This window comes from Ahrensia sp. R2A130 (genome assembly GCF_000179775.1).
Taxonomy (GTDB): domain Bacteria; phylum Pseudomonadota; class Alphaproteobacteria; order Rhizobiales; family Rhizobiaceae; genus Pseudahrensia.
In genome coordinates this window covers 191,970-207,428 of the sequence record NZ_AEEB01000005.1, presented here as the reverse complement: position 1 = coordinate 207,428, position 15,459 = coordinate 191,970, and the positions used below count along the sequence as shown (strand labels likewise).

Genomic DNA, 15,459 nt, shown 5'->3' with positions numbered 1-15,459 from the left:
CCACGTGTCCGCACATTATAACCGAGCTTATAGAATGGATTGGCAGGCCACGTCATGGCAAGCTTTTGATTGCCGTCCTTTTTGCGGCGATCCTTATCGTCTGCTCCGGTCTTATTGCCTCAATGATCTTCTTGCATGAGCAAACTCAGCAGGCTGGCTTCGTTGCACTGTTGGGAAACGCGGGTGACGGCGGTTAGTTCATCGGGAAGTGCCGCACGGATTTCAGATGACATGGCAAGCATTGCGGGAACGGTTGTTCCTTGCGGCATTTGACTGAAAAGCCGCGCAAATGTGCTGGATATCAGCGGTGACGTCAGCAACACATGATCAACCCGACCGTCCAATAGTGCCGTTCGCGTATATGGAGAAAATTCCACTGATGGCGTCATGCGGTAAACTGTCCATGGGATGGTTTCCCGCTCCACAAGCTCTGCCAGATCGCGGGCAACGTTTTGTGCGCGAGGGGCCAATAAGGGGCCGTCGGGAAATGTAATCGCGCCTTCGTTGACCGCATTAGCTAGGTCTGCGGCATTTCCATTGACGTGGTGTACATCGTTAAACTTAGCTTTGCGGGCAGCGTCTGCGGTGGCTTGGCCGGTGGCCAGAATGCGACAGGCGGTATTCGTGATTGCATTGGCTACCGCAGGAACGGCATTGGCGCTGGTGAGCAGGATTCCTGCAATTTCTTTCTGCGGAAGCGGCGTGTCGAGATGTTCGAGAACCAGCATGGGTTCTGCGATCACATCATGGCCCATCGCCTCAAGCTTCTGTCGGGTGCCAGCCTGTTGCGCCAAAGGTCGGGTAAGGAGAACGCAGCTCATTCAGCTGGAACCCTCCGTTGAAGCGGTCGATTTAGCCGAGCTATCGTCGGAGGTATTGAGACTGTCCAGAAGATCACCGGTTGCCACTTCCAGGCTGATATCACCGCGTCGGTTAGAGCGTTTTTCGCGCACGGCACGGCGTTCAAGCAGCCAACGGATTTCGCGGTCACGGCCGTCTTTCAGTGCGATCACGATCTGGCTTGATTTACGTGGACCTTGTTTGCCGGAAAACTGGATGCTTTCCTCAATCTTCATATCAGCATCGACACAACTGAACGTCCATGCGCCGCCCGCTGTGTCAGCGATAAGAATGGAGTGGCCCGACGAAAGGTGAGATGCCTTGATCGCGGTGGGCAAATGAAAGCGGATCGCTACAGGTGCCGGATCGCCCGATGCACCAACAGTGTCGAAGCGGTCTGTGCCCTCCAGAGTTTGGCCATCATCGGCCAAGCGCAATTGGCGGTTATGAATGATGCCAAATCTTGGAACGTAACCATCATGGTGGGCCTCTAACTGCACACCATCATCATCATGCCTCGTAACATCCACTGTGCGTGGTGTGCGGATGATGGGAGAGGGTAGATAGGAGTGCAACTGTGCGTCATTGGCAAAGATGCTGGATGACTTGTCGGCAACGACCGCAGTGCTGTGGGCGGCGGTAGCGCGTGCAAAGGGTGTGTAGCGCTCGTTGTCGTAATCCGGTGCCCCGCAATTGACGACGAAGCGGGAATCCCCGCTAGACATTTCGAAAGCCAATGTGCCTGCCATTGCCCAACCGTCACCGCACATGGAATTCGGCTTTCCTGCATCCATGATGACCACCGTCCCGTTTTTCTCCAACCGGTGGAAGCCACCGGGGATTTGAGATGGTGGTCGATCGGAATCGCTATGGGGAACGTGGTGGCGCAATAGATTGGCCAGTTGCGCACGTTCCGTATCTCCGGTGCCGTTGAAGCGTGCCAGTGACCCGTCGGAATGTCGGAAAAAGCGCAACGCATTCAGCATGGCATCGCGTGCTTTTTCAAAGGCGGGGGACGGTTCCAACCCTTGTTGTTGAAATGCCTGATGAAGAGGAAGAAGCACTGTAAGCGCCTCTTTAACCCCAAGCGGTTTGCGCAACATCGGTGCAGAGGGGGACAGGATCTGCCGTTCGATTTCACGGTCCAGCTCGCGCATGGAACTGTTGAGCGTCTTGCGCATGCCCTTAAGGCACAGCGAACCATACACCTGCGCGATGGCGCATAATAGGCGCGGAAAACCTTCGCGGGCCGTGGCACCATTTCTTTGCAGGAAACGGAAATGCCGTCCCATCATCCGCAGCAGGTTCTGGTATGCATCGACGCTGGTGTTGGTGACCAACAGCGGGGAGTGGTCGAGCCATGCGATCAGCCGGTATGCCACCTCGTCGGTGCGCCATGCGCGGCTGTCCAGCCGACTGCCCCAAATGTCGATCCAGTCAGCGACCAAAGCTGCCGCGTGCGCGCGGGCAAGGTCCGTATCGGCTTTGTCCAGATGGCGCAGCCAACGGAACCTGTGAAGTTCGTCAAACCATTCCGGGCTGGGCTGGTCGCTGCCGGATGCGAGGTCTTGCCCCTCGCCATCGGGCTGGATCATGAAAGGTGTGCCACCATCGGTGACCACCAGACGACCTGCAAAGTTGTAATCACCTTCGTAGAAAGCGATGGCTTTTTGCGCGTCTGCGGCCAGCAGGTTTTGAGGGGCGAGTGTTAGCCCCTCCGGCATCGGGCCCGCAATGCGCCAGCTGTAAAGAGGGCCGGACCTTATGCTGCGCAAAGTGCGCCGCAATATTTCGCGCGTCACCAGACGACCGGTCGCTATGCTTTCGAAAAACGACAAGGTAGCCTCTTTCCCGCTTCACGCGATTGACGCCCTTAACGGCGGCGAATCCCTGATGTTTGAATCTTACGGCAGGCAAGGGCGGCTGCAAATGCCGCAGCTTAAAGTTTCGCGCGAACTGTCAGGCCGTTCGGATAAATCTCGCGGCAAAAAAGCCGTCCAAACCGCCGTATCTGGCTGGGTCCACATCGGCACTAGTGGGCGGTGGCACGTCGTTCAACTGGCCCGGATGGGTGCGGACGGTGCCCTGGCCCGTGATGAAATCGTCAAGACCAAACAGGTCGTCAGGTGTAAGCGGCGACAGCTCCAGCGGTGCTGCGCCTTTGGTGATGGCAGCCACCACATCTTCACCTTCGGCGCGGTCGAGTGAGCAGTTGGCGAAAATGAGTGTGCCGCCAGGTTTGATGAAAGTGGCCGCGTGTTCGCACATGCGCTTTTGCAGATCGGCAAGCTCTTCGACGATGGCTTGAGACTTTGCCCATTGCACATCGGGGTGGCGGCGTATCGTACCGAGTGAAGAGCATGGCGCGTCCAGCAGAACCGCGTCGAACAGTTCGGCGGGTTCGTACTCAAAGAGATCGCCCTCTATGGTTTCCACGTCCAGCTTCAACCGTTCCATGTTGCCCTTAAGGCGGTGGAGCCGTGATGCGTTGAGTTCCAGCGCGGTGACGCTTGCGCCAGCGGCTGCCAATTGCGCGGTCTTGCCGCCGGGGGCGGCACAAAGGTCGAGCACGCGCTTGCCGTCAATGTCGCCCATCAGCTGCGCGGGCAGTTGGGCTGCAGCATCCTGAACCCACCAGCCGCCATCGTCATAGCCGGGCCATGTGTGGATTGCGCCTTCACGCATGACACGGACGGCGTTGCCGAACAGGTGAACACCGCCCAGCTTTTCGGCCCATTCCTCAGGGTTTTCGCGCACGCAAATATCGATCACCGGTTCCTGCATGTGGCGCATGGCGATGCTGGCCAACCGCTCTTTGCCGTAGCTTTTTCGTGTGCGTTTTCTAAGCCATGGGGGCATGTTGATGACCGCGCGGGCTTCATCGCTCATGGCTTCGAACAGCGTGTCTTTCTCGCGGCCCATGCGGCGCAGTACGGCGTTGGCGAGGCCTGAAAAGCGGGTGGAACGTTGGTCTGATGAAAGCGCGGTAACTGCCAGATCAACGGCGGCGCTATCTGGAACTTCCATGAACAGGATTTGCGCTGCTGCGACATGCAGCGCGTGGATGAGCTGCCGTGCGTTTTTCGGTGGTTTCCGGTCCATACAGCGGTCGAGCGCATGTTCGATTTCGCCGCGATGGCGCAACGCGGTGGTGACGATGGCGCGGACCAAAAGACGATCTGCCTCCGGCATGTCGCGCAGGGCTGCGGGTCCGTGGCGGGTATCGAGAAGACCGTCGAGACCGCGACCATCATCGACGATGCGGGTCAGTAGCGTGGTGGCAACCTGACGTGCCGCAAGGCCGGGTTTGTCCTTCGGCGCGCTATTTTTCAGTGACGGTTTGCGGCGCTGATGGCGCTGTTTGGTATCGTTCAACTCTTCAACCTAACCCCAAGGGCCTTTTCTCACGGAGGCATCATTGATGATGGTCTCGGTTCCTGTCTCGCCCCACGGTCCCGCATGGCGGTCCGGCACACGCATCTCGCCCGCATCGCGACCGAAAAGTTCGGGACGCGGGGCGTTGGCTACGCGTTCTGCTGCCAATTGTTCGGCGTGGTGTTCCGCCCGCCATGCGTGATCCATCTGTTCCAGCGCGGCAATGCGGTTGGCCGTGGCAGGGTGGGTGGAGAACAGGCCGTCCATGCTCATTCCGTTCAGCGGGTTGATGATGAACATGTGGGCGGTTCCCTTGGCGCGTTCAGCCGGCATGTTGACCACGCCCTTCGCATAGGCCTCGATTTTCCGCAACGCACCGGCAAGCCATAGCGGGTTGCCGCAAATTTCAGCGCCGTCTTTATCCGCCTCGTATTCGCGGGTGCGGGACACGGCCATTTGCACGATACCGGCTGCCAGCGGGGCCAGCACCATCGCAGCCAGCATACCGACCATGCCGAACGGGTTGTTGTTGCCGCCGGAGCCGCGAAAGAAGAAACCGAAATTCACCAGCATTCCGATGGCACCGGCAAACGTTGCAGTGATGGTCATAATGAGCGTGTCGCGGGAGCGGATATGGGCGAGTTCGTGGGCGACCACGGCTGCCACTTCTTCGCTGGTCAACCGATCCATCAACCCACGGCTGACGGCCACCGCGCCATGTTCCGGCGAGCGGCCGGTGGCAAAAGCGTTGGGCTGGTCGGTTTCCAGAATAAAGGTGCGGGGTGTGGGAATACCCGCGTTTTGCGAAAGTTGCTCCACCATCTGCACAAGCTCGGGCGCGGTGGTCTCATCGACCTCCAGCGCATTGTGCATCCGCAGCACCATGTTGCCTGAGTTCCACCACGCGAAGACATTGGTACCGGCGGCGATCACCAGCGCGATAAACATGCCGGCCTGTCCGCCGATCATGTAGCCCACGCCCATGAACAGCATGGTCATCACGGTGAGCAGCATCGTGGTTTTGACGAGGTTCATGGCAGGCTCTCCCGAATTCTGGGCCATCACTGGTTGGGCGGGGCGACAGATCGTCCGTTTCAATACTCTTGCGACAGGTGGGTGTCACGCATAGGTCTTGCAAGGAAACGATGGCGCAGCACTATGGTTTCAAGTGCCGCTTCGACAAAGGTTTTGGAAATGAACGACGATATGAACGAGACCGAAGCGAAACGTGACCTTCCCGCTGCCGCCAAACGGGCGTTAGAAGAAGCCGAAGCCCGCCGTGCTGCCGAAAAAGAGCTGGAGCTTGCCCGTGAGATTGATGGTCGCAAAGGGCCAGAGCCGACGCGCTATGGTGATTGGGAAAACAAAGGCATCACGTCTGATTTCTAGATATCGGAAAATAATCCTCCAATAATATAGGATTATTATCTCTTATTGGCTAAGATGAATGCGAATCAAACCGCATCATCCGTAGTTCCACCATGCCCGCACTCCTGCGCATAATTTTGACACTGGCACTCGCCGCATATGCGTCACATGCGGGTGCACGCGAAATGTTCGTGGGGCCGGTCGATGTGACGATCATCAAGGTGCGTGACGGCGATTCTGTCGATGTGGTGGCTCATGTCTGGCCCGGCCACGATGTTCGCGTCTCCATACGCCTTCGAAATATCGATGCACCGGAATTGCGGGCGCGCTGCGATGATGAGTTGCAAATGGCGAAGGCCGCCCGGGAGCGGCTGAGTGTTTTACTCGCTTCCGGTAAGGCGCAGCTTCGCGATGTGTCCGGCGGGAAATATTATGGCCGTGTGCTGGCGCGGCTTGTCACAAGTGATGGACGTGATGTGCAGGAATTGCTGCTGCGCGAAAAGCTGGTGCGGTCTTATTCCGGCGGTAAGAGAACAAGTTGGTGTGGCGAGAAACTGGCTGCGCGCTAGGCTTTACAATTCGCCAAAGAAAAAGGGCTCACATCGCTGCGAACCCCTTCTCGTGTCTTCTAAGTCCGGATGGGTCTTGCCGCATTGGGCAGAGCCAGAAACAACAAACACACGTCGTTCCGTCCGGTTCACGTCAGTCAGCGCAGAGGCTGCTCCGCGGTAAAGCTCGTGAACAAAGACCCATTCGAATTTGTGAAACCACTCGACATAGGATCACCTCCTTTCGTTTCGTTGAACATGAAGGGGAGGATGAGTGCGAAACCGGAATATTGCAAGTGGTGATCGCGGGTGCGGCAATTCGGCAAATCCCAAGTCCATCAGGGCAGTTGGGTTTGCGGAAGCGGTGCGTTTTTCATCAGCTGGTCCAGTTGTGCCGCAATCCAGTAGCGTGGGATGAAATGCCCGCCCGGATGAACGTCCAGCACGACGGGCTTTCCGCTGGAACAGGTGTTCCAGATATGCCGGTCGAAGGACAGGATTTTCACTGCCTGCCACGGTTCGATCTCGTCGGCTTTTGGGCCGCATCCATTACGGTCGAGCCAAAGTGCAACCGCACCTTCCACCGCACGGTCAGGACCAAACGGGTAGTCCATCACGGTGTCGGTCGTGCCGTGAACGTGGCGAATTTGGACAGGGGCGGTGCAGTCTTCCGGCCCACGTAAAGTACCGGAGATTGCAAGTAACGCTGTTACTTTCTCACCGCTCTCGCAGGTATAGCGCCAGGCCATCGCGCTGCCATAGCTGTAGCCGGAAACGTAGAGGCGGTTGTCAATGGGGAAGCGCTTGGCGACATCTGCCAACACCCGGTTTGCAAAGCCCACATCTTCGGTTTCGGCCCGCCAGAAATTCCAGCTGCGGCCGCGCCCGTTGGGTGCCACCAGTAAAACGCCACGGTCGCGTGTCGCGCCTGCGATGCGGCTGTGATTGACGATCAGCTTTCCCTGTCGCCCCCAGCCGTGGAAATGCAGCAGCACGGGCAGTGTGGTCTTGCCGTCCCAACCATCAGGCGCGCGAACGTAATACCCACGATCTTCGAACTCGCACATCACGTCGCCACCGCATTCGGTTTCTGCAGATGCGGGCGACGGTATGATGAGGCTAAAAGCGGCTGCGAGGAAAAAGGCGAAGCGGGTCATGACCGCCTTGTGCCGCAGCGTGGTGAGCGCCGCAAATCACAACGATGTGGCAGCGTTGTTATCCGTCTTTCGTGATCCGGGCTTGCCAGCAGTTGTTGCTGGCTGATCATACGTCGACGAAGGTGATTTTATCATCTCTCAACAGCTTACCTGCCCGTATTTCGATCGCCGTCTGCGGCCTCACAGCGCCTGATCCGTAAACGATGCGCTCGTCATTGCCGTAGCCGCGCAAGATATAGTTGGGGCTGTCGTATAAAACGGCCGGAACTTTGGAAGTGGCGTATGCGGGGCAGGGTTCGGCGTGGAGAAAGACCGGGCCTTGTTCGGCGTAGGGTTGGCGGCTGGCGAAGGGGCGTAGGGAGAAGACGAGGAATTCTTCGCCTTCCTCGATCATCTGCAGGCAGTGGCGGCATGGGTTGCCGTTGCCGTCCGATACTTGTCGTTCCGGAGGGTTGTCGTGGTCGTCGGTTCCGCCTGTCCATAGGTCGTTGGCGCGGGTGGTGGTCATGCCTTGGAAGGTGAGGGTCATTGTTCTTCTCCATTATCGATCTTCCTGCAATTTGATGGACATGCCCCCTTGCCGCCACCCGATTTCCAACGCCACATGGTGCCATGACGTACCATCTCGACAATGCCACCGCCCGCCATGTCGTGCTGGCCCTGCAAGGGCTGGCGGACAGGCCGGATCGTGCGTTTGGGCCTGATGGTCTTGCCGACCTTATCGACCGGCTTGGTTTCGTTCAGCTTGATTCGATACGCTGGGTGGAGCGGGCGCAGCACATGACGCTGTTTGCCCGCAACCAGACTTATCGGCCCAAAGATCTGGCCCGACTCTATGAAAAAAAGCGTGGGCTGTTTGAAAACTGGACGCATGATTCATCCGTGATTCCTGCGAAATTCTACCGTTATTGGCGGCACAAATTTGTGCGTCACGGCGCACGGCTGGAGTCGCGGTTCAACCGCTGGCAGGGCGAGGGCTTTTCCACCCATTGTGAGCCGCTGCTGAAACGGATCACCGAACAGGGGCCATTGCGCTCCCGCGATTTGGAACAGGCGGATGGTCAGCGCGCTGCCGACCGCGAGATGTGGCAGTGGCACGATGGCAAAGCCGCGCTGGAATATCTGTGGCGCATCGGCGAGCTGGACATCACCCGGCGGGAGGGTTTTCAGAAGGTCTATGACCTGCCGAAGAACTGCATCAAGCCTGACCACCTCGATGCGCGCGTTAGCGAAGATGAGTTCATCGACTGTGCTTGTTCCGCCGCGCTCGACCGGTTGGGTTTCGGCACGGCTGGGGATATCGCCCGCTATTTCGATCTCGTCTCGATTGCCGAAGCGAAGGCCTGGCTCGATGCCCAGAGCACCAACCGTGTTATCGACGTGACTGTGGAGGCGGTGAACGGGCATTCCCGTCCGCTTCATGCGCGCGCTGATATTGCCTCAGTGATCGCGCAGCTTCCGCCATTGCCGACCCGCATCCGTGCGCTGTCGCCGTTCGATCCGGTGATCCGCGACCGCAAGCGTCTCGCGTGGTTGTTCTGTTTCGACTACCGCATTGAAATTTATGTGCCAGCCGAGAAGCGCATCTGGGGTTACTATGTGTTTCCGTTGTTGGAGGGCGACCGTGTGGTGGGCCGCATCGACATGCGCGCTGTTCGCGCCCACGACGCGCTGGAAATCAAAAAACTGTGGTGGGAGCCGAAGGTGAAAGCAGGTGCCGGGCGTATGGCGCGGCTGGAAGCTGAACTGGTTCGGCAGTGTCGGCTGGCGGATGTTTCTCGTGTCGAGTGGCTAGAAGGCAGCCGAGACTAGCGTCCGCTTATCTCCAAGTCCGGCGAGGACCGGTATCGATGTGGATATGCCCACCGCGTGATGCTGGGTAAAGTTTATGCCCCCCGACGCCGCGCTGGCGTTTCACATAGCGATAGACCTCGGACATATTCGCACCACGCACTTTGAAATCAACGGCCTTGCACTTCTTGTGATAGCTGCCGCTGGCCCCGCCAACGCGATAGTTGTGCCAAGGCGAACGCCATGTCGAGAAGACGATCACGTCACCATAATTATGGGCCACGCGACGCAGCACGCGCTTCAACTTCCATGGCAGACACCATGAAGTCTTCTGGTATTTCACCTCGCCCTTGCCGAACAGCTTGTACAGGCCCGGTGTCGAAGCGCAGCCCGACAGGGTGAAAGCGAGAATGAGGAGGATGGCGACACGACGAAACATGATGAACATATGCCCATCAGAGTGCTTAAAATGCGTGAGGAAACGCGGTTAACGGACGATCATCCGCCGCATTCTTTTGATACGTTCGGAAGCTATGACGTTGGGAATATTTCGTAAAACACCCGCCAAGCCGTAGACTTGGAAGGCGTGGTCTGAAGGTCACGCTCTAAAGGGAGGGAATATCAATGTTGGATTCAATTCCATGGATCGGCGTGATTTGTGCCACCTTTGCCACCATGCTGGTTGGTGCCGGCTGGTATGGCGGTTGGGCACAGTCTTGGATGAAAGCCGCCGGTATCACCGAAGAGCAGGTGAACGCAGGGGCGAGTCCCGTGCTCTACATCATCGCCGTTATTGCCCATTTCGTGATGGCGGTCGTGTTGTCTGGCGTGATCACTCACATCTCGCCACAAGGCGGCATAGCCGATGGTATGTTTAATGGCTTGTTGGTGTGGACAGGTTTCTCCGCTGTTCCGTTGGTCGTCACCCACCGATTTCAGATGCGACCATGGTCTCTGACTTTGCTGGATGCAGGCCATTATCTGGTCGTGCTGCTCGTTCAGGGCGCTGTGCTTGGGTGGTTCATGGCGGCCTGAGCCGCCACTGCGATTACCAAGTGCGGCGGGGGCCTGTGTCGATGTGGTAGAAGCCAGCGGCGTAGCGCTTGAAGCCGCCGACAGACGGGTGGTTGCGCAGAAAACGGGACAACCCTTTATTGCTTCCCGCCACGCGGAAATCCACGGCCCGGCACCCAATATGGTAGGAGCGTTTCTTACCACCCACCATGCGGTTACGGCTGCGCGAACGGTTGGTCGAATTGACGATGACGCGGCCATATTTTTGTGACACCTGATCCAGCACCCGCTTCAGACGTCCGGGCACGCAGCCCCAAGGTGCGTTTTTGGTGATGCCCTTTGAGCGTCCACCGACGAAGGCTGCGGTCTTTTGTTTAACGCGCTTCTTTTTTGAAACAGATGTTTTGCCGACCTTGCGCTGAACTTTGGCAACCTTGCGGTTGGCACGTTTGGTAGATTTCCGTGCGGTCTTGCGGACGGTTTTCCGCTTGCCCTTCTTGGCGACTTTTTTGCGCGAAGATGAAGACTTTGCTGAATTTCGGCTGCGCGCTTTTTCGCGTGCGGCCTCGCGCTTGGCGAGAAAAGTGGCTTTGCGTTTCGCCGTTGCTGCTTTGGCGCGTTTGCGTGAAGCCTCAATCTTGGCCTTGCGTTGATCGGTGACCGATTTTGAAGGTTTGGGATCGTAGCCGGATACTGCTGTCTGGTTGCATGCGGTGAGAACGAGACAAAGCAATGCGAGCACGCCTGCGCGTGTCGCGGTCAGAAAAGTCGTCATATTGTGTTCGGCCTTGGTGGAAGCGGTGGGGTTCGATCAATCATCGCGCAGACGAACCTGACACCGTCAGATGTTACGGTCAGCACCACGTCACTCCCGCAGTGGTGTGCTGACGGTCTAATGTTCGCAGATTGTGGCAACCTTGTGCGCTGCAACTTCACGCTTCGTTTCGCTTTGTTACAGCGTTAATCGTGACTGCCACCAACACGGCGGAAGTCTATATGGACGCTGCATCCGCCCCACGATAGGTTTTGCCCCATTGGAGGAAGATGGTTGCGGGCTGGAGGGTCTGTGACCGTCGAATGATCGGCACATCCGCAGGCCACACGCGGTGCCGGTCTAGGACTGGAGGAACCCACATCATGTCAGACAAAATCTATGCCGTGCCCGAAGAGCTGGCCGCATCCGCCCATATCAATGAGGCGGGCTACAAGAAAATGTACGCGCAAAGCGTCTCCGACCCCGATACATTCTGGATGGGCGAAAGCAAGCGCCTCGACTGGATGACACCTCCCACCAAGGCGGGCAACTGGACCTACGCTTACCCCGATGTCTCGATCAAATGGTTCGAAGACGGCGTGTTGAACGTCTCCGCCAATTGCATCGACCGCCATTTGGAAGCCCGAGGCGACCAGACCGCGATCATCTGGGAAGGTGACGACCCTTCCGAAGACGCCAAGATCACCTACCGCGAACTCCACGGTCACGTCTGTCGCCTCGCCAATGCGATGAGGGCCAATGGCGTTAAAAAGGGCGACCGTGTCACCATCTATATGCCGATGATACCGGAAGCGGCCTACGCCATGTTGGCCTGTACCCGCGTCGGCGCGGTGCACTCCATCGTCTTCGGCGGCTTCTCACCGGACGCGCTGGCGCAGCGTATCGTTGATTGCGAAAGCACGTTCATCATCACCGCTGATGAAGGTCTGCGTGGCGGTAAGAAAGTTCCGCTCAAGGCTAATGTTGATGCCTCCATCCAGATCGCCGCCACGCAGGGTGGTCATGTCGACAAGGTCTTAGTGGTCAAACGCACCGGTGGCGCTATCGAATGGGCTGAGGGTCGTGACGTTTGGTATCACGAAGCTATCGCTTCTGTGTCCGACGACTGCGCGCCGGAGCCGATGAATGCAGAAGACCCGCTTTTCATTCTCTACACGTCGGGATCGACGGGCCAGCCAAAGGGCGTGCTGCACACCACGGGCGGCTACCTCATCTGGGCTGCGATGACGCACCAATATGTGTTCGATTACCGCGATGGCGAGGTCTATTGGTGCACGGCTGATGTGGGTTGGGTGACCGGCCACAGCTACATCGTCTATGGCCCACTCGCCAACGGCGCGACGACGTTGATGTTCGAGGGCGTACCGAACTACCCCACCATGTCTCGCTTCTGGGACGTTTGCGACAAGCACGACGTCGCCACTTTCTATACCGCCCCCACAGCCATCCGTGCGCTCATGCAGGCGGGCAATGATCCTGTCACCTCCACGAGCCGCAAATCTTTGCGCCTGCTTGGTACGGTGGGCGAGCCCATCAATCCCGAAGCGTGGGAATGGTATCACAAGGTGGTCGGCGACGAGCGCTGCCCCATCGTCGATACATGGTGGCAGACGGAAACCGGCGGTCACATGATCACGCCGCTGCCCGGCGCAACGGCGCTGAAACCCGGTTCCGCGACGTTGCCTTTCTTCGGCGTGCAGCCGCAGCTCGTCGACAATGAAGGGGCTGTGCTGGAAGGTGCAACCGACGGCAATCTGTGCATCACCCATTCATGGCCGGGCCAGATGCGATCGGTCTATGGCGATCACGAGCGTTTCGTGCAGACCTATTTCTCCACCTACAAAGGCAAGTATTTTACGGGCGACGGCTGCCGCCGCGACGAGGACGGCTACTACTGGATCACCGGTCGCGTGGACGACGTCATCAACGTGTCCGGCCACCGCATGGGCACGGCTGAAGTCGAGTCCGCGCTGGTGCTGCATGACGCGGTGGCGGAGGCTGCTGTCGTCGGCTTTCCCCACGATATTAAGGGGCAAGGCATATACTGCTACGTCACGCTGATGGGCGGCGCTGAACCGAGCGAAGAGCTTCGCAAGGAACTTCGCAATCACGTTCGCAAGGAAATCGGCCCCATCGCATCTCCGGATGCCATCCAGTGGGCGCCCGGCCTGCCGAAAACCCGTTCCGGCAAAATCATGCGCCGCATTTTGCGCAAGATCGCTGAAGACGATTTTGGTTCATTGGGAGACACCTCCACATTGGCTGATCCTGCAGTGGTAGAAGAGCTGATTGAGAACCGGCAGAACAAGCAAGCTTAATAATCCGGCTCAACACAAAGAACGCTGAAATGTAATGGACGCGATGATGCCTTGTCGGCATCATCCGTTCTGATGGGTTTTCGCGTGCCGCTTCCGAGCGCGCTTGCAGGGATATAATACATGTCACGTCATAGTTTTTGCACGGGGCATGTCAGTGTCGCGCTTGCCGCATTTGCATCTGCCACAATTCTGGGCAGCGGTTTCGCAGTTGCACAGGATGCCACCGCACCAACGTTGAAGCACGATATCAAGGCACTGCTCGGCAAGCTGACCGAGGGTCGCGAAAAGCCGGTCGAACTGAAGATGCGGCCGTTGCCGATGCAAGGTGCAGAAAAGCCCGGGCAGCATGATTGCTTCTGGATGGGGCCGGTCTATTCCGGCGCGTTCAACGTGGCATACCCGGATGAGGGTGCCGTCTATTGGCCGCTGACCATCACAATACCGGATCTCGACAAGGGCGCTTTCGTTGAAATTGCGGGCCGCTTTCCGCAGGCGCGTTATATGTCGCTCAACAGCTACGACAAAAAATCCGCGCCGTATCATGTGGTCACCGATCGTGACATCACCCCGGATGCTGGATCACAAAATCCGTTTGCCGAACCCACAATCGAAGGCGAGGGCGACCGTTCCTACACATTGCGGATTCTGGGCGGAAAAGTACCGTCTGAACCAGCTGCCAACACGCTATATCTAGGCCCGGCAGACGATGTGAACCGCTCACCAATTCTGCTGCGCCATTACATTCCGGAAACTCCCGGTGATGAAAGCGGCGGTGCCGGCTTGCCCAAGGTGACGTTGGTGAAAGCTGATGGAACGCGGGTAAGCGGAGAAGCAGCTTGCGCGGCCCTGTCCACCCCTGCACTAGACGATCCCGCCCGCACCATTTTCGCCCCGGTGGTCGATAAGGAGCAATTCGACGAGCTTCTGAAGAAACCATCTGTGGCGAAGAATTACCTCGATACGAAAAAAGAAGAATGGCGTGTGTTTTGGGATCCGCGCCTTTCGATCCTTTCTCTCATCTCGCCGCCTCTGCAAGAGGTTGCCTACACGGCAGCGCGGGTCGGTCTCATCCCGAAATCCTCCGGCTTCTTCGCTAACATCGACAATCAATATGTGTCGCTGAACCTGAACGATAAGTTTGGCGAAGTGGTCGTGCTGGAAGCCGAAATGCCCCGCACGCCGACCATCGGTCGTATGGCAGGAAGCGGGGAACCTTATGACCTGCGTTATTGGTCGCTATGTTCCAACGAGTCTCTCGTCACCACGCGCTTTTCCGATTGCGTCTATGACGCCGAAATTCCACTGGACGAGAAACGCCGCTATAAAATCGTTATCTCCAAAGCTGCCAATCGCCCCGCAAATGCGAACGGCGATTGCGGTATAGCTTGGCTCGACTGGGGTGATGCGGGTGATGGTGCCGGCAACACGGGTCTCACCACGCTGCTGCTGCGCAACATGTTGCCGTCTGAGGGTTTCACCCAATCGGTGCAAGCCATTCCCGGTCCGGGTCTAGAGGCCAAGAGCATGGGTAAGTACCTGCCTGCGCCGCAATACATGACCAAGGCGCAGTTTGAGGCGAAGGGCTGCTAGCTACTTTCCCTCGGCCAGCAATATCTTTACCGCGAAAAATCCGAACACACTGGCGAATAACCAGTCGATGCCCCGTGCTACTGCGGGGCGTTTGGTAAGTGTATGGGCGACGCGCTCGGCGCCTAAAATCATCAGGGCCAGAAACGGCCATGTGATGAGGGGGAAGAAGAGGCCGAGAAAGAGCATCTTGCCTTGGGCGTCGGGATCGTTGATCGAGACGAATTGCGGCAGGAACGTCATGTAGAACAGCACGATCTTGGGGTTTAGCAAATTGATGCCGATGCCAAAAAGGAATGCTGGAACCACGTCGCCGCGCCGGTCTGTTTTCTTCTCCACGCTGTCTGGGTCGAGCCGCAGGGTGGAGCCGTTGCGGATCGCGTCGATAGCAAGCCACGCGAGATAAAGCGCGCCGACGATTTTCAACATCCAGAAGCCTGTGGGCGATGCGACGAGCAAAGCTGAAATACCCGCGACCACGAGGATGGTATGAACCACCGTGCCGGTGGCGGCTCCCGTTAGGCTCGCCAATCCTGCCGCACGGCCATAGGCGATGGTGCGCCCAAGGAACAATGTCATGTCTGGTCCCGGTGTGATTGCCAGTAGCAAGGCCGCACCAGTGAATGCGAGAATGATCGAAAGTTCGGGAATGACAGGCATGAGATGCGGTTCGGAGCGAGTTAAGT

At 57.9% G+C, this 15,459-nt stretch carries 15 protein-coding genes; 6 read left to right on the top strand and 9 right to left on the bottom strand.

Annotated elements, in window-relative coordinates:
• Nucleotides 1-119 precede the first annotated feature (119 nt).
• From R2A130_RS07285 to htpX, 4 genes are all read right to left on the bottom strand, one after another.
• The gene (locus R2A130_RS07285; RefSeq protein ID WP_009464384.1) at nucleotides 120-821 is read right to left on the bottom strand and encodes a uroporphyrinogen-III synthase; all 702 of its coding nucleotides are present in this window, start codon (nucleotides 819-821) and stop codon (nucleotides 120-122) included.
• On the bottom strand, nucleotides 822-2,678 hold the full coding sequence (locus tag R2A130_RS07280; protein WP_009464383.1) for a heparinase II/III family protein: 1,857 nt from the start codon (nucleotides 2,676-2,678) through the stop codon (nucleotides 822-824). It lies immediately after the preceding gene.
• A 121-nt stretch (nucleotides 2,679-2,799) separates the two neighbouring features.
• Nucleotides 2,800-4,215, bottom strand: coding sequence for an RsmB/NOP family class I SAM-dependent RNA methyltransferase (locus R2A130_RS07275; RefSeq protein WP_009464382.1), 1,416 nt, complete (start codon nucleotides 4,213-4,215; stop codon nucleotides 2,800-2,802).
• A gap of 9 nt (nucleotides 4,216-4,224) precedes the next feature.
• Nucleotides 4,225-5,250: a zinc metalloprotease HtpX gene (htpX, locus tag R2A130_RS07270; protein WP_009464381.1), complete on the bottom strand. Its 1,026-nt coding sequence runs from the start codon at nucleotides 5,248-5,250 to the stop codon at nucleotides 4,225-4,227.
• A 159-nt stretch (nucleotides 5,251-5,409) separates the two neighbouring features.
• On the opposite strand from htpX, the gene R2A130_RS07265 reads away from it, so the two are divergent.
• The gene (locus tag R2A130_RS07265) at nucleotides 5,410-5,604 is read left to right on the top strand and encodes a DUF1674 domain-containing protein (protein WP_040305406.1); all 195 of its coding nucleotides are present in this window, start codon (nucleotides 5,410-5,412) and stop codon (nucleotides 5,602-5,604) included.
• Between the two features lie 92 nt (nucleotides 5,605-5,696).
• Complete coding sequence (locus R2A130_RS07260; protein ID WP_040305318.1) at nucleotides 5,697-6,152, top strand: thermonuclease family protein; 456 nt, start codon at nucleotides 5,697-5,699, stop codon at nucleotides 6,150-6,152.
• Nucleotides 6,153-6,469: 317 nt separating this feature from the next.
• Here R2A130_RS07260 and R2A130_RS07255 read toward each other — a convergent pair whose 3' ends face one another.
• Entirely contained in the window at nucleotides 6,470-7,288 is an 819-nt protein-coding gene (locus tag R2A130_RS07255; protein ID WP_009464378.1) for a PHB depolymerase family esterase, read from the bottom strand.
• A gap of 106 nt (nucleotides 7,289-7,394) precedes the next feature.
• Complete coding sequence (locus R2A130_RS07250; RefSeq protein WP_009464376.1) at nucleotides 7,395-7,817, bottom strand: DUF1203 domain-containing protein; 423 nt, start codon at nucleotides 7,815-7,817, stop codon at nucleotides 7,395-7,397.
• 83 nt (nucleotides 7,818-7,900) lie between these two features.
• On the opposite strand from R2A130_RS07250, the gene R2A130_RS07245 reads away from it, so the two are divergent.
• Entirely contained in the window at nucleotides 7,901-9,100 is a 1,200-nt protein-coding gene (locus R2A130_RS07245; RefSeq protein WP_009464375.1) for a winged helix-turn-helix domain-containing protein, read from the top strand.
• A gap of 7 nt (nucleotides 9,101-9,107) precedes the next feature.
• Here R2A130_RS07245 and R2A130_RS07240 read toward each other — a convergent pair whose 3' ends face one another.
• Nucleotides 9,108-9,518, bottom strand: coding sequence for a D-Ala-D-Ala carboxypeptidase family metallohydrolase (locus tag R2A130_RS07240; RefSeq protein WP_040305404.1), 411 nt, complete (start codon nucleotides 9,516-9,518; stop codon nucleotides 9,108-9,110).
• Nucleotides 9,519-9,703: 185 nt separating this feature from the next.
• On the opposite strand from R2A130_RS07240, the gene R2A130_RS07235 reads away from it, so the two are divergent.
• On the top strand, nucleotides 9,704-10,114 hold the full coding sequence (locus tag R2A130_RS07235) for a DUF1761 domain-containing protein (protein ID WP_009464373.1): 411 nt from the start codon (nucleotides 9,704-9,706) through the stop codon (nucleotides 10,112-10,114).
• A gap of 13 nt (nucleotides 10,115-10,127) precedes the next feature.
• Here the strand turns inward: R2A130_RS07235 and R2A130_RS17535 are convergent, their stop codons facing one another.
• On the bottom strand, nucleotides 10,128-10,868 hold the full coding sequence (locus R2A130_RS17535; RefSeq protein ID WP_009464372.1) for a D-Ala-D-Ala carboxypeptidase family metallohydrolase: 741 nt from the start codon (nucleotides 10,866-10,868) through the stop codon (nucleotides 10,128-10,130).
• 362 nt (nucleotides 10,869-11,230) lie between these two features.
• On the opposite strand from R2A130_RS17535, the gene acs reads away from it, so the two are divergent.
• Both acs and R2A130_RS07220 read left to right on the top strand, forming a co-directional pair.
• Complete coding sequence (gene acs, locus R2A130_RS07225) at nucleotides 11,231-13,186, top strand: acetate--CoA ligase (RefSeq protein ID WP_009464370.1); 1,956 nt, start codon at nucleotides 11,231-11,233, stop codon at nucleotides 13,184-13,186.
• A gap of 120 nt (nucleotides 13,187-13,306) precedes the next feature.
• Nucleotides 13,307-14,776 (top strand): hypothetical protein, encoded by a 1,470-nt coding sequence (locus R2A130_RS07220; RefSeq protein ID WP_009464369.1) that lies wholly within the window; start codon nucleotides 13,307-13,309, stop codon nucleotides 14,774-14,776.
• On the opposite strand, the gene R2A130_RS07215 is transcribed toward R2A130_RS07220, so the two are convergent.
• Nucleotides 14,777-15,433, bottom strand: coding sequence for a LysE family translocator (locus R2A130_RS07215; RefSeq protein ID WP_009464368.1), 657 nt, complete (start codon nucleotides 15,431-15,433; stop codon nucleotides 14,777-14,779).
• Between the last annotated feature and the right edge of the window lie 26 nt (nucleotides 15,434-15,459).